Source organism: Pseudomonas nitroreducens, from assembly GCF_010994165.1.
GTDB lineage: Bacteria > Pseudomonadota > Gammaproteobacteria > Pseudomonadales > Pseudomonadaceae > Pseudomonas > Pseudomonas nitroreducens.
Window position 1 is genome coordinate 258,112 of record NZ_WMBX01000003.1, and the last position, 20,615, is coordinate 278,726.

Consider the following 20,615-nt stretch of genomic DNA (forward strand, 5'->3'; position numbering starts at 1 on the left):
CGCGGCATCTCCTCACTCGCCCTGGATACGTACGGCCAGGTTCTTGGTCCGCACGTAGCTGTAGAGCGCTTCCTGGCCCTTCTCCCGGCCGAAACCGGAGAGCCCGACACCGCCGAAAGGCGTTTCGATGCCGCCGGCGTACCATTCGTTGACGAACACCTGGCCGGCGCGCAGGCGCCGCGCGCAGCGCAACGCCCGGTTCAGGTCCTGGGTGAAGACCCCGGCGACCAGGCCGAAGTCGGTGCCGTTGGCGATGGCGATGGCTTCCTCCTCGGTGTCGAACGGCATGACCGCGAGCACCGGGCCGAACACCTCGGTCTGGGCGATTTCCATCTCCGGGCGCACGTCGCGCAACACAGTCGGCGCCATGTAGTGCCCGCGCCGGCCACTGAGCGCCTCGCCGCCGGTGGCGACCACCGCCCCCTGTTCCTGGGCGCGTCGGCACAGGGCCTGGATGCCCTGCAACTGGCCCGCCGAGATCACCGGCGTGTGGTCGGGATCGTCCTGGCCCAGGCCGACGCTCAGGCCTTCGGCCATGGCCACCACGTCCGCGATGACCTCCTCGTACACCGAGCGCTGCACCAGCAAGCGCGACATGGCTGAGCACACCTGGCCGGCATTGAAGAAGATGCCGTTGCGCACACTGCTCAGCAGTTGCGCGCGGTCGGCATCGGCGAACACCAGCGCGGCCGATTTGCCGCCCAGTTCCATGACGCTGGGAATGGCCCGCTCGGCGGCGCCACGGAGGATGCTCTGGCCCGTGGGGACCGAGCCGGTGAAGACGATCTGGTCGACGTCGCGATGCCCCGCCAGGTATGCGCCGATTTCCCGCCCACGGCCGCACAGCAGGTTGACCGCGCCGTGCGGCAGACCGGCGCGTTCGATGGCTTGCAGCAGCACGCAGAGGCCCAGCGGCGACAACTCCGGCGACTTGATCACTACCGCGTTGCCGGCCGCCAGGGCCGGTGCCAGCGAGCGGGCGCAGATCGACACCGGGAAGTTCCACGGCACGATCTGCAACGACACGCCCATCGGTTCGTAGACGGTGAAGTCCATGTAGCCGTTGCCCAGCGGAATCGAGGTGCCCTCGATCTTGTCGGCCATGCCGGCGTAGTACTCGAAGTAGCGCGCCGCCTCGATGAACTCGTCGCGCGCATCGCGCAGGGCCTTGCCGTTCTCCTGGCACAGCACCCAGGCGCCGTCGTCGATCACCGCGCGAATCTGCGCGGCGATTGCCAGCAGCCAGGCGACCCGTTGCGCCGGACGCGGGCGGGTCAACTCGCCGCTGTCGACGCAGCGCCGCGCCGATTGCAGCGCGCGCTGGGCATCGGCCACGCCGGCCTGGGCGATGCTGGCCACCGGCTCGCCGGTGCCGGGATTGTTGACGACCAGGCGCTGCTCACTGTCGCACCACTGGCCGTCGATGAAGTTCAGCCAGTGCGGGGGGATCTTCTGCATGGCGATTCCCTCAGGCGTTCTGGGCGTAATCGAGCAACTGGCGCGCGGCCCACTGGTGGAAGTAGTGCGTGGGCAGGTCCATCTCCGGGGAGAAGGCGCCGCCGCTGTAGCCAGGGGAATGGCGACCCTGCTGCATGCCCTCGACCGAGGCGATGTCTTCGGCGAACACCACGCGCCAGGATTCCAGGACCGCGTTGCGCGCGGTTTCGTAGCTGTCGTCGAGCGCCTCGTCGCCGACATAGAACACCCGCAGGTGCTCGACGGTCTTACCGGGTGCGACCGGCTCCAGCATCATGGCGAAGGCGTGGTCGGCCTGGATGCCCAGCAGCACGTTGGGGAAGAACGCCACGTATTCGGCGGTGCGCAGACGGTCCTTCGGCCAGGACGGGAACATCGGCAGGTGGGTGCCGGCGACGTCGGACAGGTTGTAGGCATGGCTGCCCTGGCCGGCGAACTGGTCGAACAGGATGTTGTAGTGGTCTTCCAGGCGCGAGTAGCTGTTCAGGCTCGGATGCACCCAGGGCAGGTGATAGGCCTCGCAGTAGTTCTCCACCGCCAGCTTCCAGTTGCACTCGACCTTGATGTTCAAGGCGCCACTGTTGGCCTCACGACGCAGCAGCGACAGGCCGTCAGTGCCAAGGAATTGCGCCCAGCGCTCGGTCAGCGGCGCGAGCTGTTCTTCCAATGCCGGGGCATCGCCGGACAGGTTGACGAACACCATGTCCATCCAGATCGCGCTGCGCAGCGCCTTCAGGCCGTGCTTCTCGCAGGCGAAGCGCTCGTCCTTGTGCTGGTTGATGCCGCCAATGTGCGGCGTGCCTTTCAGGCCGCCATTCAGGTCGTAGGTCCAGGAGTGGTAGGGGCAGCGGATCACGCCCTGCACGTCGCCAGCCTCTTGCACCAGCTTCACGCCGCGGTGGCTGCAGACGTTGTGGAACACCTGCACCAGGCCTTCGCGGTTGCGCATCAGCAGCAACGGCAGGCCCATGAAGTCCACCGGTTTCACGTAGCTGTTGTTCGGCAGGTCGCTGGCAAAACCCACGCAGGCCCAGTTGCGGCCGAGCAGTTGATCGCGCTCCAGTTCGAAGTGGCGTTGCTCGGTGTAGTACTCGTTGGTCAGGCCGTGGGCTTGATGAATGGGCGCCAGTACGGTTTCCAGGTTATGGGTGGCAATCAGGCAAGGGGCGGTTGTCGTCGTCATTGTTGTTTTCTCTTGCTGGCACGGAAAGGAAGGGCTCGGTGGGTGTTCCCACGGCCTGGCGGCGAGTGTCGGCAAGAGATGACGCGGCGGACAAACGATTTTTTCGCCTCTATTTATTAGTTTTTATCATTAATTTGTTGATCGGAAGCGAAGGGATGAGCGCGAAGCAAGAGGCTTTGGCAGAGAACGCCGGGTTTCTCGATTGATGCGTTAAGGTAATGAGTCGATGAGGATAAATGAGTTGTCCGAACGACCTGCCTCCACCATGGTGTAGTCACGTTCTCCGGCCGCGACAGGCTGGCGATCATCTTGTGGCAGGCGTGCCGTAATGGCTGCCAGGAGCGGATACCTGAGCCGCGAACCCGCCGCGAGATCCTCAACCCTTGAACAAAAATAATAGGGGATAACCATGCGTGCAGAGTCGGGCCTGCTCAAAGGCCTCAATCCGAGTGTCACCCTGACGTCCATCGCCACCGTGATCCTGTTCGTGCTGTTCTGCGCGATCCAGAACGAACAGGCGGCGAAGACGTTCGAATCAGCCTCTACCTTCATCCTCGACAACTTCAAGTGGTACTACCTGGCGCTGGTGAGCGGTGCGCTGTGCTTGCTGCTCTACGTCAGCATCAGCCGCTTCGGCGCGCTGAAACTGGGCGCGGAACACGACCAGCCCGAATTCAGCTTCGCCGCCTGGATCGCCATGCTGTTCAGCGCCGGCATGGGCATCGGCCTGATCTTCTGGTCGGTGGCCGAGCCGATGCTGCATTACGCCGGCAATCCCTTCTCGGCGGGCCTGAGCGACGAGGCGGCGACCGTGGCCATGCGGATCACCCTCTATCACTGGGGGCTGCATCCCTGGGCGATCTTCAGCCTGATCGGCCTGTGCCTGGCCTATTTCGCCTACCGCAAAGGCTTGCCGCTGGCGCTACGCTCGCTGCTCTACCCGTTGATCGGCGAACGCATCTACGGCTGGATCGGCCATGTGGTGGACATCCTCGGCGTGGCCATCACCGCCTTTGGTGTCTCGCAATCCCTGGGCCTGGGTGTCGCACAGATCAATACCGGGCTGCATCAGGTCTTCGGGCTGCCCATCAGTGTCGGCTTCCAGCTCGCCATCATCCTGGCGGTGACCATCATCGCCTGCGTGTCGCTGCTCGCCGGCCTCTCCAGGGGCATGAAGCGACTCTCGACCCTCAACATGTACCTGTCGTTCGCGCTGATGCTGATCGTGCTGGCCATCGGGCCGACCCGCTACATCCTCAACCTGATGTTCGAGTCCACCGGGGACTACCTGCAGAACCTGGTCGGCCTGAGCCTGTGGATGGATACCCAGAAGGACAGCGGCTGGCAGAACTGGTGGACGGCGTTCTACTGGCCCTGGTGGATGACCTGGGGACCGTTCGTGGGCCTGTTCATCGCGCGCATTTCCAAGGGCCGCACCATTCGTGAGCTGGTGATCGGTGCGTTGGTGGTGCCTACCATGGTGACCATCCTGTGGATGTCGGTGTTCGGCGGCGCGGCGTTGAAGAGCGAACTGACCGCGCGCCAGCAGTTCCAGCCGCCGGTCGCCAGTGCCGAGCAAGTCCGCGAGCCGGTGAAATTCGAAGGCGGCAGCGTGCTGCAAGCGACCCAGAAGGAAACCACGGCGGCCACCTTCACCCTGCTCGGTTCGCTGAAGGGGCCGACCGTCGGCGCCCTGCTTTGCGTGCTGGTCTGCCTGCTGCTGGCGGTGCACTTCGTCACCACGGCGGATGCCGGCACCCAGGTGCTGTGCACCTTGAACGCCATGGGCAGCATCACCCCGCCCAACTGGATCAGGCTGCTCTGGTGCATCCTGGAAGGGGCGGTGGCCGCGGGGCTGCTGCTGGCGGGCGGACTCAAGGCGATCCAGATGGCGAGCATCGTCGTCGGCCTGCCGATCGCACTCCTGATGACCGCGATGAGCTACACCCTGATCCGCAGCCTGCGCCAGGAGTCGCTCGACGGTGCGCCCCGGTCACCCCGGGACGACCGTGCGCCCGCCCAGGAGTATTCCCAGCAGGGTGCCTCGCCGAGTCGCGAGCCGGTACTGGGCGGGATGGCCAGTGGGCTGGTGCCCGCCGTGTGACGTCCGCTGGCATTGGCCATCGCGCCACCTGACAGCACCGAAGCCGACCGTCACAAGCGGTCGGCTTCGGTCGTTTCAGGGTTTAATCCGCCACGGACAACTGGGTCATCAACCAGTCGCGGAACAGCCGCACGCTGTGCCTTGGCCCGCGTCCATCCACGGCTTCGAGCAGGCAGAACTTCGCGTCGGTCTGCAACATCGTGTCGTTAGGTCTGACCAGCGCGCCACTGGCCAGCGGGGCATCGACCAGATTGTTCCAGGCCAGCGCCACGCCCTGCCCGGCGATGGCCGACTGAATCAGCATGCTGTAGCTGTTGATGTTGATCCGATGCTTGGGGATCAAGGGCGGGTGGCCCACCCGAGCGAACCATTCGGGCCAGCCGATCCAGTCGCGTTGCGAGTCCTCCAGCCACAGCCAGGTGCAGGAAGAAAGTCCGTCGAGCGAGGCGAGTTGCGGATGCTTCGCCAGGTAGGCCGGGCTGCAGACCAGGAAGATTTCCTCGGAAAACAACGGCGTCACGTCCATACCCTTGGGCGGCGTGCTGCAGTAGTACAACGCCAGGTCGCTCTCCAGACGCGAAAAGTCCTTCACGTGGTCATGGGCGATGATGCGCAGGTCGATGTCCTCGTGCAGGCTCTGGAACTCCGCCACCCGTGGCAGCAACCAGAGCGACGCCATCGCGGTGCTGGTGGCCACCGTCACCTGCTGGTCGCCGCGCCATTGGCGAACCTCGCCGGTAGCGCGGGCGAGATGCTGCAGACAGTCGCGAACCGTCTCGTGGTACTGGACGCCGGCCGGGGTCAGGTTGATGGTGCGCGTGGTCCGCTGGAACAGCGTCTTGCCCAGGTAGTCCTCCAGCAAGCGCACCTGACGGCTGATCGCCCCCTGGGTGACGTTCAGCTCCTTGGCGGCAAGAGTGAAGCTCAGATGGCGCGCGGCCGCCTCGAAGGCGAGCAGGCTGTTGAGCGGAGGAAGCGGCTGAATTTTCATGGCGGACTGCAAGCGACCGATGGACTGCTGCGAGGCCACAATACTAGTGGCCTGCGCGTCGCTTGGGTACCGGCTCGGGTGTGCGATGAAGCACAACGGGAACCGACGTGGGATTGTGGTGCGCGCGCCGTATCACTCGCCCTTGAGGCCGTACTTCTTCACCTTGTCAAACAGCGTGGTCTTGGCCATCCCCAATGCATGCGCCGCCTGGCTGAGGTTGCCGGCGTGGCGTTCCAGGGCGGTGGACAGCAGGCTCTTCTCGAAGGCTTCCACGGCTTCGGCGAAGCGCGGCTCGCCGGCGTCCGGGCCGAGGTTGCCGCCGGCCAGCACCGGCAGGCCAAGGGCGAAGCGTTCGGCGACGTTGCGCAGTTCGCGCACGTTGCCCGGCCAGTCGTGGGCCATCAGGGTGGCGGCGGTGGCGTTGTCGATGCTGGGCGCGGGGCGGTCGAAGCGCAGCGAGGATTGCTGCAGGAAGTGCTCGAAGAGCATCAGGATGTCTTCGCGGCGTTCGCGCAACGGCGGCAGGTTCAGGGTGATGACGTTGAGGCGGTAGTAGAGGTCGCTGCGGAAAGTGCCTTCACGGCCCATGGCGGCGAGGTCGGACTTGGTCGCGGCGATCACCCGGCAATCCACGCGGATCAGTTCGTTGGAGCCCAGGCGTTCCAGCTGCTGTTCCTGCAGCACGCGCAGCAGCTTGATCTGCAGGTTCAGCGGCATGCTCTCGATCTCGTCGAGGAACAGGCTGCCGCCGTCGGCGTGCTCGATCTTGCCGATCCGCCGCTTGCCGGCGCCGGTGAAGGCGTGGGCCTCGTGGCCGAAGATTTCGCTGTCGATCAGGCTTTCCGGCAGGCCGCCGCAGTTGAGCGCGACAAAGGGTTTGGGCTGGCGCCGGCTGGAGTCGTGCAGGCAGCGTGCGACCAGTTCCTTGCCGGTGCCGGTCTCGCCTTCGATGAGCACGTTGGCGGAGGTGTCGGCGACGTTGGCGATCAGCTCGCGCAGCGCCTGCATGGCCGGCGAGCGGCCGATCAGCCGGCTTTCCAGGGCCTGCTTGCCGGCGAGCTGGCGGCGCAGTTGGCTGACTTCGCGGGTCAGGGCGCGCTGGGCCAGGGCACGGCGCGCGGTGTCCACCAGCTTCTCGGGGGAGAAGGGCTTTTCCATGAAGTCGTAGGCGCCGTCGCGCATGGCCTTGACCGCCATGGCGATGTCGCCATGGCCGGTGATCAGCACCACCGGCAGGCTGGGGTCGCGTTCCTTGAGCTTCTCCAGCAGCTGCAGGCCGTCCATGCCGGGCATGCGAATGTCGCTGACGACGATGCCGGGGAAGTCGGCGCCGACTTTCTTCAGCGCTTCCTCGGCGCTGCCCACGCTGTCGGTCTCGATGTCTTCCAGGGCCAGCGCCTGCTGGCAGCCGAGCCGTACGTGCGGGTCGTCCTCGACGATCAGGACGCGCAGGGATGGATCGCTCATGCGGGTGTCTCCAGGGCGGGCAGCAGCGGCAGGTGCAGTTCGAACGCGGTGCCGCCGGTTTCCGGGTAGGCCACGCCCAGGGAACCGCCGGCGGCGGTGGCGAGGCTGGCGGAAAGGGTCAGGCCCAGGCCCAGGCCGAGTTCGCCGGGCTTGGTGGTGAAGAAGGGCTCGAACAGGTGCACGCGGGCGTCCGGCGGAATGCCGGGACCGTTGTCGCGCACCACGAGGCGGTAGTGGTTGTCACCTTCGATACGCCCTTCCAGCCAGAGCTGGCGGTCGCTCTGGCCGCTCATGGCGTCGAGGGCGTTGGCGATCAGGTTGACCAGTATCTGTTCCAGGCGCGTCTGGTCGATGGCCAGGTGCGCATCGGGGTAATCGCGGTGCAGGGTTACCGGCACTTCGGAAAGCCGCCCCTGCAGCACCATCACGGCGGCGTCCACCGCCTTGCTCAAGGTCGCCTGGCCGTGGTCGTCGGCGCGCCGGGCGAAGGCGCGCAGGCTGGCGGTGATGCGGCCCATGCGGTCGACCATCTCGGCGATGGCTTCGAGGTTGCTGCTGGCGACGTCCAGCTTACCGCGTTCGAGGAAGCGCACGCTGTTGCTCGACAGAGTGCGCAGTGCTGCCAGCGGCTGGTTGAGTTCATGGGCGATGCTGGTGGACATCTGCCCGATCACCGCCAGCTTGCCGGCCTGTACGAGTCGGTCCTGGGCCTTGCGCAAGGTGTCCTCGGCCTGGCGGCGCTCGCGGATCTGTTCGCGCAGGTGCTGGTTGCTGGCGCGCAGGTCGGCGGTACGCTCGGCGATGCGGCGCTCCAGCGCATTGTTGGCTTGCTCCAGCGCTTCGCGGGCGGCGAGGCGGGTGGCGATGACCTTGCGCCGCTCGTTCCAGGCAATCAGCAGGAAGGCGAACAGGGCGAAGCCGGCGGCGGCGAGCATGCCGTGGATCATCGCCTCGCGGCGCAGGTCGGCCAGCGGGGTGAGCAGGGTGAAGTTCCACGGCGTGTCGCTGAGCTGGCGCGTCTGCATCAGGTAGCTGAGCGGCTTGTGGCTGTCGGCGTGCTCGCCCGGCGCGAAGCTGATTTCCTCGACGCCTTCGCCCACCAGTAGTACTGCAGGCTGCGGGCCAGGCGTTCCTTGTCCGCATCGCTGAGCGGGCGCACGGCCTTCAGGCGCAGGGTCGGGTCGCTGGAAAGGATGATGATGCCGTTCTCGTCGCTGACGAAGGCCTGTAGTCGAGCCTTCTCCCAGCGCTCTTCCAGGGATTCCATCTTCACCTTGACCACCGCCACGCCGACGATCCTGCCGCCATGTACCAGGCCGTGGGCGAGGTAGTAGCCGGGTTCGCCGGTGGTGCTGCCGATGCCGTAGAAGCGGCCGGGGCGGCCCTGTACGGCTTCCTGGAAATAGGCGCGGAAGGACAGGTCCTCCCCCAGGTAGCTGTCGGCGTCCTGCCAGTTGCTGGTGGCCAGCACGCGGCCGGAGGTGTCCAGCAGGTACACGGCGCGGCTGCCGGCGCGGCGGTTGAGACCTTCCAGGTAATGATTGACGCGGTCGCGGTGCAGCGGCGTGGGGTCCACCAGCAGGCGGCTGACGCTGCCTTCGAGTTCCAGCAGGCTGGGCAGGTAGGTGTAGCGGCTGATCTCGCTTTCCACGCCACGGGCGTGCAGTTCCAGCTGGCGCTCGCCGGACTCGATCAGGCTGCGGGTGCCGGCGCCTTCGCTGATCAGGTAGCCGCCGTAGCCGAAGCCCAGGGTGAGCAGGAGCAGCAGGAAGGGCAGCAGGTAGTTGCGCACGAGGCGTGGCTTCACGGTGAGCGGCGGCGGCAATGGGCTGGAAGCGCATTGCAGCACAGTCGCCGGGGCCGAGCCAGCCCAACGCCGGGGGGCGGCGATGGACTGGCTCGGGTACCACACGGTGCGTCTGCCGGGGCTTAGGGTTTGACCACCATCCCGACGCCGCGGCCGCGCGGATCGGAGGCGGTTTCCAGTGCCTTGCCGTTCACACGGATGGCCTGGATGTCACCCATGTTCCAGCCCTGGTCTTCAAGGGTGTAGCCCATGGCCTTGAGCTCATCGGCGACCTTGCCGGTGAGCGGTGCGTACGCGTCGTAATAGATGGTGTCTTTCGGCAGCAGTTGGTGATGCACACGCTGCGCGGCCACGGCCTTCTCCAGGGGCAGGTGGAAGTCGTAGACGTTGTTCAGCACCTGGAAGATCGAGGTGAAGATCCGCGAACCGCCGGGCGTGCCCAGCACCAGGCTGACATGGCCGTCGCGGGTGACGATGCTCGGACTCATGGAGGAGAGCATGCGCTTGCCCGGCTCGATGGCGTTGGCGTCGCTGCCCACGACGCCGAAGGCGTTGGCCACGCCCGGCTTGGAGCTGAAGTCATCCATCTCGTCGTTGAGCAGGAAGCCGGCGCCCTTGACCACCACGCCGCTGCCGAAGTCCCAGTTGAGGGTGTAGGTGTTGCTGACGGCGTTGCCGTCCTTGTCGACGATGGAGAAGTGCGTGGTCTGGTGCGGCTCCAGGCCGGGGCGGACTTTCTCGGTGGCCGAGATGGCGTCCGGGTTCACTTCCCTGGCGCGCCTGGCGATGTAAGACGGGTCGGTCAGCTGGGCCACCGGCACCTTGGAGAACTGCGGGTCACCGAGGTAGTCGGCGCGGTCGGCGAACACGCGCTTCTCGATCTCCGAGAGCAGGTGGATGTACTTCGCGGAGTTCAGCTCCACGCCCTTGAAGTCGGCGGCGCGCTGTTCCTTGATGCCGATCAGCTGGGCCAGGGCGATGCCGCCGGAGCTGGGCAGCGGCGCGGTGTAGAGGGTGTTGCCCTGCCAGTCGATGCGCATCGGCTCGCGCCACTTGGCCTGGTAGTCGACCAGGTCGTCGGAAGTGATCAGGCCGCCATCCTGCTTCATCTGCGCGATGAGCAGTTTGGCGGTCTCGCCCTTGTAGAAATCGTCCGGGCCCTTGTCGGCGATGCGCTCCAGGGTCTTGGCCAGTTCCGGCTGCTTGAACACTTCGCCCGGTTTCATGGTGCCGAAGTAGTCGCCGAAATTGGTCTTGCCGTTGAACAGCGCGATGGCGTCCTGGCGATACTGGTACTGCTGGTCGGCGACCTTGAAGCCGGTCTGCGCGTAGCCGATGGCCGGGGTCAGCAGCTCGCTCCACTTCAGCTTGCCGAAGCGCTGGTGCGCTTCCCACAGGCCCATCACGGTACCCGGCACGCCGGCGGCCTTGGCGCCGACCAGGCTGAGGTTCTCGATCACCTCGCCTTTCTCGTTCAGGTACATGGTCTTGGTCGCGGCCTTCGGCGCGATCTCGCGGTAGTCGAGGAAGTACGGCTTGCCGTCGACGTACAGGGTCATGAAACCACCGCCGCCGATGTTGCCGGCTTCGGGGTAGGTAACTGCGAGGGTGAAGGCGGTGGCGACCGCGGCGTCGACGGCGTTGCCGCCCTTCCTGAGGATCTCGGCGGCGACTTTCGCGCCGTACTGATCGGGCGCGGCAACCGCGCCGCCGTCGAGGGTGACGGCGAAGACCGACGAACTCGCCGCGAGGATCGCGACGCCCAGGGGCAGCTTGCTGAAGTGGAACACGCGCATGGGACTTCCTTATTTATTCTTGTGCTTGCGGTGAGGTTGAGTGCCCCGGCGAGCCAGGGCACTCGGGTAGAACAACAGCGGAATCAGTGCGGCAGGATCTTGGCGAGGAACTGCTGGGTGCGCTCGGCGCGGTTCTGCAGGTCGCCGAAGAATTCTTCCTTGGCGCAGTCCTCGACGATCTGCCCGCGGTCCATGAAGATCACCCGGTCGGCGACCTTGCGGGCGAAGCCCATCTCGTGGGTCACGCACATCATGGTCATGCCTTCGTGGGCGAGCTGGACCATCACGTCGAGCACCTCGTTGACCATCTCCGGGTCGAGCGCCGAGGTCGGCTCGTCGAACAGCATGACGATCGGGTCCATGGCCAGCGCGCGGGCGATCGCCACGCGCTGCTGCTGGCCGCCGGAGAGCTGGCCGGGGTGCTTGTGCGCATGGGCCTTGAGGCCGACGCGGTCGAGCAGCGCCAGGCCCTTGTCCATCGCCTCTTCCTTGCTCCGTCCCAGCACCTTGCGCTGGGCGATGGTGAGGTTTTCGGTGATGGTCAGGTGCGGGAACAGCTCGAAGTGCTGGAACACCATGCCGACCCGGGAGCGCAGTTTCGGCAGGTCGGTCTTGGGGTTTGCGATGGAGGTGCCGTCGACGGTGATGTCGCCCTTCTGGAAGGGTTCCAGCGCATTGACGCACTTGATCAGGGTCGACTTGCCCGAGCCGGACGGCCCGCAGACCACCACCACTTCACCCTTGGCGACCTTGGTGTTGCAGTCGGTGAGAACCTGGAAGTCGCCGTACCACTTGCTGACGTTATCGATGGAGATCATACGGTTAACCTTTTCTGCAGGCGCTTCACGCAGAGGGACGCGGCGAAGCTGATGACGAAGTAGACGAGACCGGCGAAGATCAGGAATTCATGGGGCTGGCCGATGATGTCGCCACGCGAGCGGGCGGCGTTGAGGAAGTCCATCAGGCCCACCGAGTACACCAGCGAGGTGTCCTGGAACAGGATGATGCTCTGCTGCAGCAGCAGCGGGGTCATCTTGCGGAACGCCTGCGGGAGGATGATCAGGCGCATGGACTGGCCGTAGGTCATGCCCAGTGCGTAGGACGCGCCAATCTGGCCCTTCGGAATGGCCTGGATGCCGGCGCGGACGATCTCGCAGTAGTACGCCGCCTCGAACATCATGAAGGCCACCAGGCACGAGGTGAACGCGCCCACGGGGGTGTCCTGGCCGGTGATCCAGCGCAGGATGAACGGAACCGCGAAGTAGAACCAGGTGATCACCAGCAGCAGCGGGATCGAGCGGAAGTAGTTCACGTAGAAGCCGGCGATGTTCGACAGCAGCTTGCTGTTGGACAGCCGCATCAGCGCGAGAATGGTGCCCAGCACCACGCCGCCCAGCACACCCAGCACCATCAGCTGCAGGGTGGTGAGCATGCCTTCCCAGAGGCCGGGGAGGGCGGGGACGATCTGGCTGAAGTCCATCATTTACCTCCCACGGAGATCAGGCCCGGCACGGCGACCTTCTTCTCGACCATGCGCATGATCAGCATCAGGCTCATGTTCAGGGTGAAGTAGATCGCGGTGGCGAGGGTGAAGGCCTCGAACAGGTTGGCGCTGAATTCGGCGGTCTGCTTGGTCTGCGCCAGCAGCTCCATCAGGCCGATCAGCGAGGCCACCGAGGAGTTCTTGAAGACGTTGAGGAATTCCGAGGTCAGCGGCGGAATGATGATCCGGAAGGCCTGCGGCAGCAGCACGTGGCGGTAGATCGCCGGCAGGCGGAAGCCAACGGCACTGGCGGCGGCGAGCTGGCCCTTGGGCAGCGCCTGGATGCCGGTGCGCACCTGCTCGCAGACCCGCGCGGCGGTGAACAGGCCCAGGCACACGACGACGCTGATGAAGGCCGAGGTTTCCGGGGCGATGCCCAGCTTGAACCAGTCCTGGATCGGCTGCGGCAGGTAGTCCGGCACCAGGAAGTACCAGATGAACAACTGCACCAGCAGCGGCACGTTGCGGAACAGCTCCACGTAGGCGGTGGCGATGCCCGACAACCAGCGGTTGGGCAGGGTGCGCATCACGCCCAGCAGCGAGCCGAGCGCCAGGGCGATGACCCAGGCCGCGAGCGAGACGGCGATGGTCCAGCCCAGGCCGGTGATGTACCAGTCCAGGTAGCGCTCGTCGCCAATCCCGGTGGACTTGAAGAACACGCCCCAGTCCCAGTTGTAATCCATGACGGGTTTCCCCTCGATTGCGTTTCACGGTGGCTTTGTACGGCACGGGGCCGGACGCGGGCGCAAGGCCGCCCGCCACCCGCGGGTAGCGGGTGTTCCGGCATCGTCATCAGGAAAGGTGGGCCGGGAGCGCATGGCGTGCGCTCCCGATCCCCCGCCGGGTGCCGCCTTGTGGGCGGCACCCGGCGCGACCGTTACATCTGCTCGGCAGACTTGTCGGTCGGATTGGCGATCAGCTTCTTGAGCTCATCACTCATCGGGAAGTTGAGGTTCAGGTTCTTCGGCGGAATGGGCTGCATGAACCACTTGTCGTAGATCTTGTTGACCTCACCCGAGGCGAAGGTGTCGGAGATGGCCTTGTCGACGACCTTCTTGAACGGCGCGTCGCCCTTGCGCACCATGCACGCGTAGATCTCGTAGGACTGCGGCTTGCCGACCACGTGCCAGTCGTCCGGCTTCTTGGCCTTGGCCATTTCACCATAGAGCAGCGCGTCGTCCATCATGAAGGCCACGGCACGGCCGGATTCGAGCATCAGGAAGGACTCGCCGTGGTCCTTGGCCGAGATGATGTTCATGCCCATCTTCTGATCGGCGTTCATCTGCTTGAGCAGGCGCTCCGAAGTGGTGCCGGCGGTGGTCACCACGTTCTTGCCCTTCAGATCCGGGAAGTCGTTGATGCCCGAGCTGGTCTTGGTCAGCAGGCGGGTGCCGACCTCGAAGATGCCGACGGAGAAGTCGACCTGCTTCTGGCGCTCGAGGTTGTTGGTGGTGGAGCCGCACTCGATGTCCACGGTGCCGTTCTGCACCAGCGGGATACGGGTCTGGGAGGTCACCAGGTTGTAGCGAACCTTCAGGTCGGGAGCATTCAGCTCTTTCTTCAGGGCCTCGACGACCTTGATCTGCAGGTCGTGGGAATAACCTTCCGGCTGACGCGGATCGCTGCCGAGGTAGGAGAAGGGGATGGAGGCGTCACGGTGGCCGAGGACGATGGTGCCGGAGTCCTTGATCTTCTTCAGGGTACCGGTCAGTTCTTCGGCGACGACGGGAGTGGCGAGCAGGGCCGCGACAATGGCGACGCCCAACGCACGGGGTGCGAAACGCATGGAGACTACCTCGACTGGTTGTGTTTGTTATTCAGTCCTGCGCCGGCGAGGCTCACTCCAGGCCGGTCGCATGTTCGAGGAGGAGCAGAGCAGGCTCCGTGCCAAGGCTGTCTTTTTTATTTAACTATTTGAATTTAAACAGTTATTTTTAGAATGGCGGTGAGCGAAAAGTCCCCCGTCATTCGGATATCCGGATTTTTCCGGATTCCTCGTTCGGAAAACCGAACGACAAACAGGGTCAGACGTCCGGCTGACCGCCCCATTGCCCGCGCTGGAACGGCTGATCGCGATCGGCCAGGTGCGCGGCGATGCGCTCGAGCAATTGGTGCGTCGGAGCGCGTACGCCAGTGACGGTCTGCCCGAGAGCCAGCGCGAGGATCAGCAGCAGGGCGGCCGGATGGAAGGCCGGCAACTGCGCACGGGTGGCGGCGAGGAAGGCCGCGCTGGTGCCCAGGCCCAACGCCAGGCCGGCGTAGACCTCGGAGGGCGAGTGAACGTTGATCGCCAGCCGCGAGAGACCGACCAGCACGGCGATCACTGCCGCCAGCGCGGCGGCGGCCAGGCCGGCGCGGCGCGTGGTGAAGAGCTGCGCGGCCAGCGTCGGCAGCACGGCACCGGCCAGCATGCTGTGCCCGGAGAAGCCGGTGAAGTTCAGGTTCGGAATTCCGATTCCCCAGCCCATGAACGCCAGCTTCGAACCCACCACCAGCGCGGTCGAGAATCCGAACAGCAGCAGCCACAGCCCGGCCTTTGCGGTCTGGCGGCGATACAGCAGCCAGCAGAAGACGAGCACGGCGGCCGGCGCCAGCAGGGAGCTGTCGCCGAGGCGGGTAATCATTGGCCAGAAGGACATGGGCATGGGAAGGCGGGGCTGAGGCGGGCAACGTTAGCACAGCCCGGTGCCGTCCCCGAGAGCCGTGCGACGGGATGCGAGCCTGTGCGCATGCGCCAGCTTGGCCCCGGCGCCAGCCCTGGCCCACAATGGCGCCTTCAGTTCAAAGGAATGTTCGCCATGGAAATGGAAAATCCCTACCGCGCCCCCGAAGCCCCATTGGTCGAGACGCATGCTGGCGCCGAACAGGCCAGCCGGTTCTTCGTCATCTCCATCACCAAGATGGTCGTGCTGTATGTGGCGACGCTGGGGCTGTTCAACCTCTACTGGATGTACAAGCACTGGTCGATCCAGAAGCCGCACATGCCGCGCAAGATCAACCCGCCGCTGCGCAGCCTGTTCATGATCTTCTATATCCATTCCCTCGCCCGACGCGTGCACGAAGCGCTGCCGGAGGAACAGCGCAGGGCCTGGCGTTATGGCAGCGACGCCACCTGGGCGGTGGTGCTGCTGATCCTCTCCAATGTCGCCGACAAGCTCACCAGCCGGATTCCCGAACTCAGCCACTACAGCCTGCCGTTCCTCATCCTCGGTCTGGTGCCACTCATTCCGCTGACGAACATCCAGCGCCGCGCCAACGAGGCCAGCGGCGATCCGCTGGGCCAGGGCAACGCCTCGCTGACCCGCTACAACGTGCCCTTCCTGATCCTCGGCGGCCTACTCTGGGTGCTGATCCTGATCGGCTCGGTGGCGGAGTTCGCCGGCGTCGCCTGAGCCGCCCTCGCGTCGCAGCAGTTCGCGCTTGCGCGGCAGGCCCCAGCGATAGCCGCCTTCGCCGGTGCCGCCGACCACGCGATGACACGGCACCAGCAGGCCGACGTTGTTGCTGGCGCAGGCGCGGGCGATGGCGCGCGGATGCGTGCCCAGCTCCTCGGCCAGCTCGCCGTAACGCCGCGTCTCGCCGCTGGGAATGCGCGTGAGGGCGCGCCAGACGCGCAGCTGGAAGGCGCTGCCGTGCAGGTCCAGCGGCAGGTGGGCGGCCTGTTCGGGCTCTTCCAGCTGGATGATCACCTCGCGCAGCCAGTCGCCCAGCCCCGTGTCGTCGCGGGTTCGCTCGGCGGCGGCGAAGCGATCGGCCAACTGGCGTTCCAGCTCGCTGGCGTTGTCGGCGAAGAGCAGGGCGCAGACGCCCTTGTCGGTGGCCGCCAGCAGCACCAGCCCGAGCGGGCAGGGCGCGATGGCATAGCGCAGTCGTTCACCCGCGCCTTTCTGCCGGCGTTGTGCCGGGCTCAGTGGCGTGGCGCTTTCGTACAGGGCACGGGTGCCGGAGTAGCCGGCCTCCAGCGCGGCGTCGAGCACCGAGCGCGATTGCGGCAGGGCGGCAGCCAGGCGCTGCTCGCGGCGGGATTCCGCCCAGGCTCGGGGCGTGAGGCCGGTGCGGGCCTTGAAGGCGCGGGCCAGGTGCGAGGCGGAGAGACCGATACGGCTGGCCAGTTCGTCCAGGGTCGGGGGCTTATCGGCCTTGTCGAGCAGCTCGCAGGCCGCAGCAACCAGCGCATCGAGTTGCTCGCGCGGGCTCGGGCCGCGCGGCGAGCAGCGCTTGCAGGGGCGGAAACCGGCAGCTTCGGCCGCCTCGGCGGCGCTATAGAAGGCCACGTTCTCCCGTGATGGCCGGCGTGCCGGGCAGTTCGGCCGGCAGTAGACGCCGGTGGAGCGCACGCTGAAGACGAAACGTCCCTCGTAACGCGCATCGCGCTCGCAGACCGCCTGCCAGCAGCGCTCGGGGTCAAGTCGGGTGGTCGTCATGGCTGTCTCCGGGGCAATGGCCGTTGGGGAGATTCTCCGTCGGGCCTGGCGGAGCAGCAATCCGCATCGCGTTTTCAAACTCGTTGTCGCCGGCCGGGCTACGCTTGCAGGGTATTCCCAGAGAGACCTCCATGCCCTTGCGCCGATTCTGCCTGTGCTGCCTTCTGCTGCTCGTTGCGCTGTGCGTCCAGGCCCGAGCAGCAAGCCTGGCGCTGTCCGATGAGGAGCGTGCCTTCGTCACGGCCCACGAGCCGATCCGTGTCGGCCTGTTCCGCGCCGGCTGGCCGCCGTTCGAGGTGATCGACGAGTTCGACCAGTTCCATGGCATCAGCGCCGACTACCTGCAGCTGATCTCCGAGCGCCTGGGCATGAAGGTCCAGCCGGTGCTGTACAACACCTGGGAAGAGGTGCTGGCCGCGGTGAAGGCAGGCGAGGTGGACCTGCTGCCGTCCATGGCGGCCACCGACGAGCGCCAGCGCTTCCTGAGCTTTACCCAGCCCTACGTCACCACCAGCAGCCTGATCTTCGCCCGGCGCGACAGCACCATCCGCACGCTGGACGACCTGTCCGGCCGCCGGGTCGCGGTGGAGCAGGGCTATGCCGTCCATGAGCTGCTGGCCAAGGCGGTGCCGGGGATCGATTTCGTGCTGGCGGAGGATTCGCCCAGCGCGCTCAAGGCCGTCTCCATCGGGCGTGCCGATGCCTATGTGGGCAACCTCATCACCTCGACCTTCCTGATCGAGCAGCTCGGCCTGTCCAACATGGAAGTGCGCGGCGATAGCGGGCTGGGCAATAGCCAGGTGCGCTTCGCCACGCGCAAGGAGCTGGAGCCGCTGGTGCCGCTGCTGGACCGCGCACTGAACAACATCACCCGCAATGAGCAGGAGGCGATCCAGGCGCGCTGGTTGCCGTCGCTGGACGTCTTCGACTGGATGCACCTGCTGCAGATCGCCTGGCCCTGGGTTGTGGGCGTGCTGGCCCTGCTGACCTTCGTGCTGGTGTGGAACCGCCGGCTGTCGATCCAGGTGGCCGAGCGCGCGCGCGCCGAAGCAGAGGAGCGGCGCCAGCGCAGCACTCTGCTGGCGTTGATCAACTCGATCCCCGACCCGATCTGGTTCAAGGACACCCAGGGCCGTTACCTGGGGGTCAACCAGGCCTTCGCCGACTGCCTGGGGCGCGCGCCGGAGGACATCGTCGGGCGCAGCGACCAGCAGATGTTCAGCCGCGCGGCCGGCGCCGGCCGGCAGGAGCGCGACCGCCAGGCGCTCAACGAGAGCGAGCCCTATGCCAGCGAAGGCTGGGTGGTCTATCCGGATGGCCGGCGGGTGCTCTTCGATACCCTGCGCAGTGCCTTCCACGACGACCACGGGCGGCAGCTCGGCCTGGTCGGCGTCAGCCGCGACGTCACCGCGCGCAAGGCCACCGAACTGGCGCTGGCCGAGGCCCGCGACCTGGCGGAAGAGGCGGCGCAGCTCAAGAGCGACTTCCTGGCCAACATGAGCCATGAGATCCGCACGCCGCTGAACATCATCATCGGCCTGGCGCACCTGCTCCAGGAGACCACCCTGGACCCGCAACAGGTGGACTACCTGGGCAAGATCCAGGGCTCGGGCCAGTACCTGCTGGAGCTGATCAGCGACATCCTCGACCTGTCGCGCGTGGAAGCGGGCAAGCTGGAGTTCGAGCACATCCCCTTCGACCTGGAGCGTCTGCTCGGCGAGCTGTTCGACCTGTTCAACATCCGCGCCGCGAGCAAGGGCCTGGCGGTGCGCTGCGAGATCGACCCGCGGGTGCCGGCCCAGGTGGTGGGGGATTCGTTGCGCCTGCGGCAGATCCTGATGAACTACGGCAACAACGCACTGAAATTCACCGAGCAGGGCGAGGTGGTGCTGATCGTCCGCCTGGAGGACGAGGACGAAGACAGCCTGCAACTCTACTTCGCCTTCCGCGATACCGGCATCGGCATCTCCGAGCCGCAGCAGGAGCGCCTGTTCGAATCCTTCCAGCAGGCGGACAGCTCGATCACCCGCCGGTACGGCGGCTCCGGCCTGGGCCTGGCGATCTGCAGGAAACTGGCAGAGGCGATGGGCGGCAGCGTCGGCGTGGAGAGCGAGCCGAACCGTGGCAGCCTGTTCTGGTGCCGGCTGCCCATGGGGCGGGTCGACGACTCGGCCAGCCTGAGTCTGCAGAACATCAGCCACGAACCGCTGCCGGTGCCCATGCTGCCGGCCGCGGCGGCGGCGCCTGCGCTGCTGGAGAGCGGCAACGACGCCGAGGTCGAACAGGTCTGCCGGCGCCTGGCGCACCTGCTGGCCGCCGACGACCCGCGCGCAGGGAGGTTGCTCGGCGAACGTGCAAGCCTGCTGCGCAGCGTCTTCAATGAGGGCTATGAGGGCATCGCCACGAGCGTGCGGCGCTTCGAGTTCGAGCGGGCCCTGGAGAGTCTGGTGAATCTCGCGAGGGAGCGCGATATCCGTATATGAAGTGGCAGATAGGGAAATGCGGGACAGGAACACGCGGACAGGGCGGTGGTCCGATCCCCCATGGCATGTCACGAATCTGACCGATGCGAGGAGTTGCGATGGATAGCATGCTGGACCGGCCGGAGCAGGAGATGATCCTGGTGGTGGATGATCAGCCGGACAATCTGATGCTCATGAGCGAACTGCTGATGGACCGTTACCAGGTGCGCGTCGCCGCCAGCGGGCCGAAGGCGCTGCGCCTGATGCAGAGCGATCCGCGCCCGGACCTGGTGTTGCTCGACATCATGATGCCGGAGATGGACGGCTACGAAGTCTGCCGCCAGCTCAAGGCCGACCCGCTGACCCGCGACATCCCGGTGATCTTCCTTACCGGCATGGTCAGCCCCGCCGACGAGCAGAAGGGCCTGGACCTGGGGGCGGTGGACTACCTGACCAAGCCGATCAGCCCGCCGGTGACCCTGGCGCGCATCCGCGCGCACCTGAATCTGAAAGCCAATTCCGATTTCCTGCGCGACAAGAGCGAGTACCTGGAACTCGAGGTGCGTCGCCGCGCCCGCGAGCTGCAGGCCATCCAGGACGCCACCCTGGAAGCCATGGCGACCCTCTGCGACCTGCGCGACAACCCGCACAGCAACCACCTGGTGCGCATCGAGCACTACATGCGCCTGCTGGGCAGCGCGCTGTCGCTGCACAGCGAGTTCGCCGCCGAGCTGTCAGTGGAGAACATCGAGTTGCTGGTGCGCTCGGCGCAGCTGCACGACATCGGCAAGGTCGCCGTGCCCGACCGAATCCTGCACAGCCCCGGCCAGTTGGAAGAGGCCGACCGGTTGATTCTCGAAAGCCACACCACCGTTGGTCGAGATGCCCTGGCGGCGGCCGAGCGCAAGCTGGGCTCCCCGGCGGATTTCCTGCGTTTCGCCAAGGAAATCGCCTACAGCCACCACGAGCACTGGGATGGCAGCGGCTTCCCGGCGGGCCTGGCTGGCGAGCAGATTCCCCTGGGCGCGCGGATGCTCTCGCTGATCGATTGCTATGACGAATTCACTTGCCGCCATGCCTATCGCACCTCGCTGACCCCGGACGAAGCCGCCGAGCGCATCAAGGCCGGCGCCGGCAGCCAGTTCGACCCGCGCGTGGTGGAGGCTTTCGGGGAAGTCGCCGAAGGCTTTGCCAACATTGCCCAGCGTTACGCCGACAGTGACGAAGCGCTGGGGCTGGAACTGCAGCGCCTGGAAGATGCCGTGACCGAAAGTATCGAGTTGACGCCGCCTGAGCCCTGATCGTACTGGGCGGTTGTCGATGATTGCCGTATAAGGAGCGCAGCGCCCCAGAGAGGTACGC

At 66.0% G+C, this 20,615-nt stretch carries 16 protein-coding genes and 1 pseudogene; 5 read left to right on the forward strand and 12 right to left on the reverse strand.

The features are described 5' to 3' along the window. Nucleotides 1-12 precede the first annotated feature (12 nt). Together GJV37_RS14610 and GJV37_RS14615 are read right to left on the reverse strand one after the other, a co-directional pair. The gene (locus GJV37_RS14610) at nucleotides 13-1,458 is read right to left on the reverse strand and encodes an aldehyde dehydrogenase family protein (RefSeq protein ID WP_193452687.1); all 1,446 of its coding nucleotides are present in this window, start codon (nucleotides 1,456-1,458) and stop codon (nucleotides 13-15) included. Between the two features lie 10 nt (nucleotides 1,459-1,468). Then, on the reverse strand, nucleotides 1,469-2,659 hold the full coding sequence (locus tag GJV37_RS14615) for an aromatic ring-hydroxylating oxygenase subunit alpha (protein WP_065084481.1): 1,191 nt from the start codon (nucleotides 2,657-2,659) through the stop codon (nucleotides 1,469-1,471). Between the two features lie 38 nt (nucleotides 2,660-2,697). On the opposite strand from GJV37_RS14615, the gene GJV37_RS14620 reads away from it, so the two are divergent. Beyond that, nucleotides 2,698-2,865 carry a hypothetical protein gene (locus GJV37_RS14620; protein WP_193452688.1) on the forward strand — a complete coding sequence of 56 codons (168 nt, stop codon included), beginning with the start codon at nucleotides 2,698-2,700 and terminating at the stop codon, nucleotides 2,863-2,865. Between the two features lie 203 nt (nucleotides 2,866-3,068). Continuing rightward, a complete protein-coding gene (locus GJV37_RS14625) occupies nucleotides 3,069-4,763 on the forward strand; it encodes a BCCT family transporter (RefSeq protein WP_170859235.1) in 1,695 nt (564 codons plus the stop codon). Between the two features lie 82 nt (nucleotides 4,764-4,845). Here the strand turns inward: GJV37_RS14625 and GJV37_RS14630 are convergent, their stop codons facing one another. From GJV37_RS14630 to GJV37_RS14670, 9 genes and pseudogenes are all read right to left on the reverse strand, one after another. Beyond that, nucleotides 4,846-5,754 carry a LysR substrate-binding domain-containing protein gene (locus GJV37_RS14630; RefSeq protein ID WP_169888641.1) on the reverse strand — a complete coding sequence of 303 codons (909 nt, stop codon included), beginning with the start codon at nucleotides 5,752-5,754 and terminating at the stop codon, nucleotides 4,846-4,848. Between the two features lie 132 nt (nucleotides 5,755-5,886). Further along, the gene (gene aauR / locus GJV37_RS14635) at nucleotides 5,887-7,221 is read right to left on the reverse strand and encodes a two-component response regulator AauR (protein WP_170859236.1); all 1,335 of its coding nucleotides are present in this window, start codon (nucleotides 7,219-7,221) and stop codon (nucleotides 5,887-5,889) included. Next, a pseudogene (locus GJV37_RS14640) lies at nucleotides 7,218-9,070 on the reverse strand (sensor histidine kinase). The gene aauR and the pseudogene GJV37_RS14640 overlap by 4 nt, the downstream one beginning before the upstream one ends. Nucleotides 9,071-9,150: 80 nt before the next feature. After that, nucleotides 9,151-10,824 carry a gamma-glutamyltransferase gene (gene ggt / locus GJV37_RS14645; protein WP_170859237.1) on the reverse strand — a complete coding sequence of 558 codons (1,674 nt, stop codon included), beginning with the start codon at nucleotides 10,822-10,824 and terminating at the stop codon, nucleotides 9,151-9,153. A gap of 83 nt (nucleotides 10,825-10,907) precedes the next feature. Then, complete coding sequence (locus GJV37_RS14650; protein ID WP_170859238.1) at nucleotides 10,908-11,642, reverse strand: amino acid ABC transporter ATP-binding protein; 735 nt, start codon at nucleotides 11,640-11,642, stop codon at nucleotides 10,908-10,910. Next, nucleotides 11,639-12,307 carry an amino acid ABC transporter permease gene (locus tag GJV37_RS14655; protein WP_024763030.1) on the reverse strand — a complete coding sequence of 223 codons (669 nt, stop codon included), beginning with the start codon at nucleotides 12,305-12,307 and terminating at the stop codon, nucleotides 11,639-11,641. Before GJV37_RS14655 ends, GJV37_RS14650 begins: the two co-directional genes overlap by 4 nt. Next, complete coding sequence (locus GJV37_RS14660) at nucleotides 12,304-13,050, reverse strand: amino acid ABC transporter permease (protein WP_017521678.1); 747 nt, start codon at nucleotides 13,048-13,050, stop codon at nucleotides 12,304-12,306. The genes GJV37_RS14655 and GJV37_RS14660 overlap by 4 nt, the downstream gene beginning before the upstream one ends. A 194-nt stretch (nucleotides 13,051-13,244) precedes the next feature. After that, nucleotides 13,245-14,153: a glutamate/aspartate ABC transporter substrate-binding protein gene (locus GJV37_RS14665; protein WP_065084484.1), complete on the reverse strand. Its 909-nt coding sequence runs from the start codon at nucleotides 14,151-14,153 to the stop codon at nucleotides 13,245-13,247. Between the two features lie 238 nt (nucleotides 14,154-14,391). Then, a complete protein-coding gene (locus GJV37_RS14670) occupies nucleotides 14,392-14,991 on the reverse strand; it encodes a phosphatase PAP2 family protein (RefSeq protein ID WP_226045964.1) in 600 nt (199 codons plus the stop codon). Between the two features lie 174 nt (nucleotides 14,992-15,165). Here GJV37_RS14670 and GJV37_RS14675 point away from each other — a divergent pair, with 174 nt between their 5' ends. Continuing rightward, on the forward strand, nucleotides 15,166-15,759 hold the full coding sequence (locus GJV37_RS14675; protein ID WP_169888649.1) for a hypothetical protein: 594 nt from the start codon (nucleotides 15,166-15,168) through the stop codon (nucleotides 15,757-15,759). Here the strand turns inward: GJV37_RS14675 and ada are convergent. Next, nucleotides 15,703-16,791, reverse strand: coding sequence for a bifunctional DNA-binding transcriptional regulator/O6-methylguanine-DNA methyltransferase Ada (ada, locus tag GJV37_RS14680; protein ID WP_024763034.1), 1,089 nt, complete (start codon nucleotides 16,789-16,791; stop codon nucleotides 15,703-15,705). The two genes, GJV37_RS14675 and ada, sit on opposite strands and share 57 nt — an antisense overlap. A 131-nt stretch (nucleotides 16,792-16,922) precedes the next feature. Here ada and GJV37_RS14685 point away from each other — a divergent pair, with 131 nt between their 5' ends. Together GJV37_RS14685 and GJV37_RS14690 are read left to right on the forward strand one after the other, a co-directional pair. After that, a complete protein-coding gene (locus GJV37_RS14685) occupies nucleotides 16,923-19,274 on the forward strand; it encodes an ATP-binding protein (protein ID WP_193452689.1) in 2,352 nt (783 codons plus the stop codon). Nucleotides 19,275-19,372: 98 nt separating this feature from the next. Next, a complete protein-coding gene (locus GJV37_RS14690; protein WP_024763036.1) occupies nucleotides 19,373-20,554 on the forward strand; it encodes a response regulator in 1,182 nt (393 codons plus the stop codon). Nucleotides 20,555-20,615 lie beyond the last annotated feature (61 nt).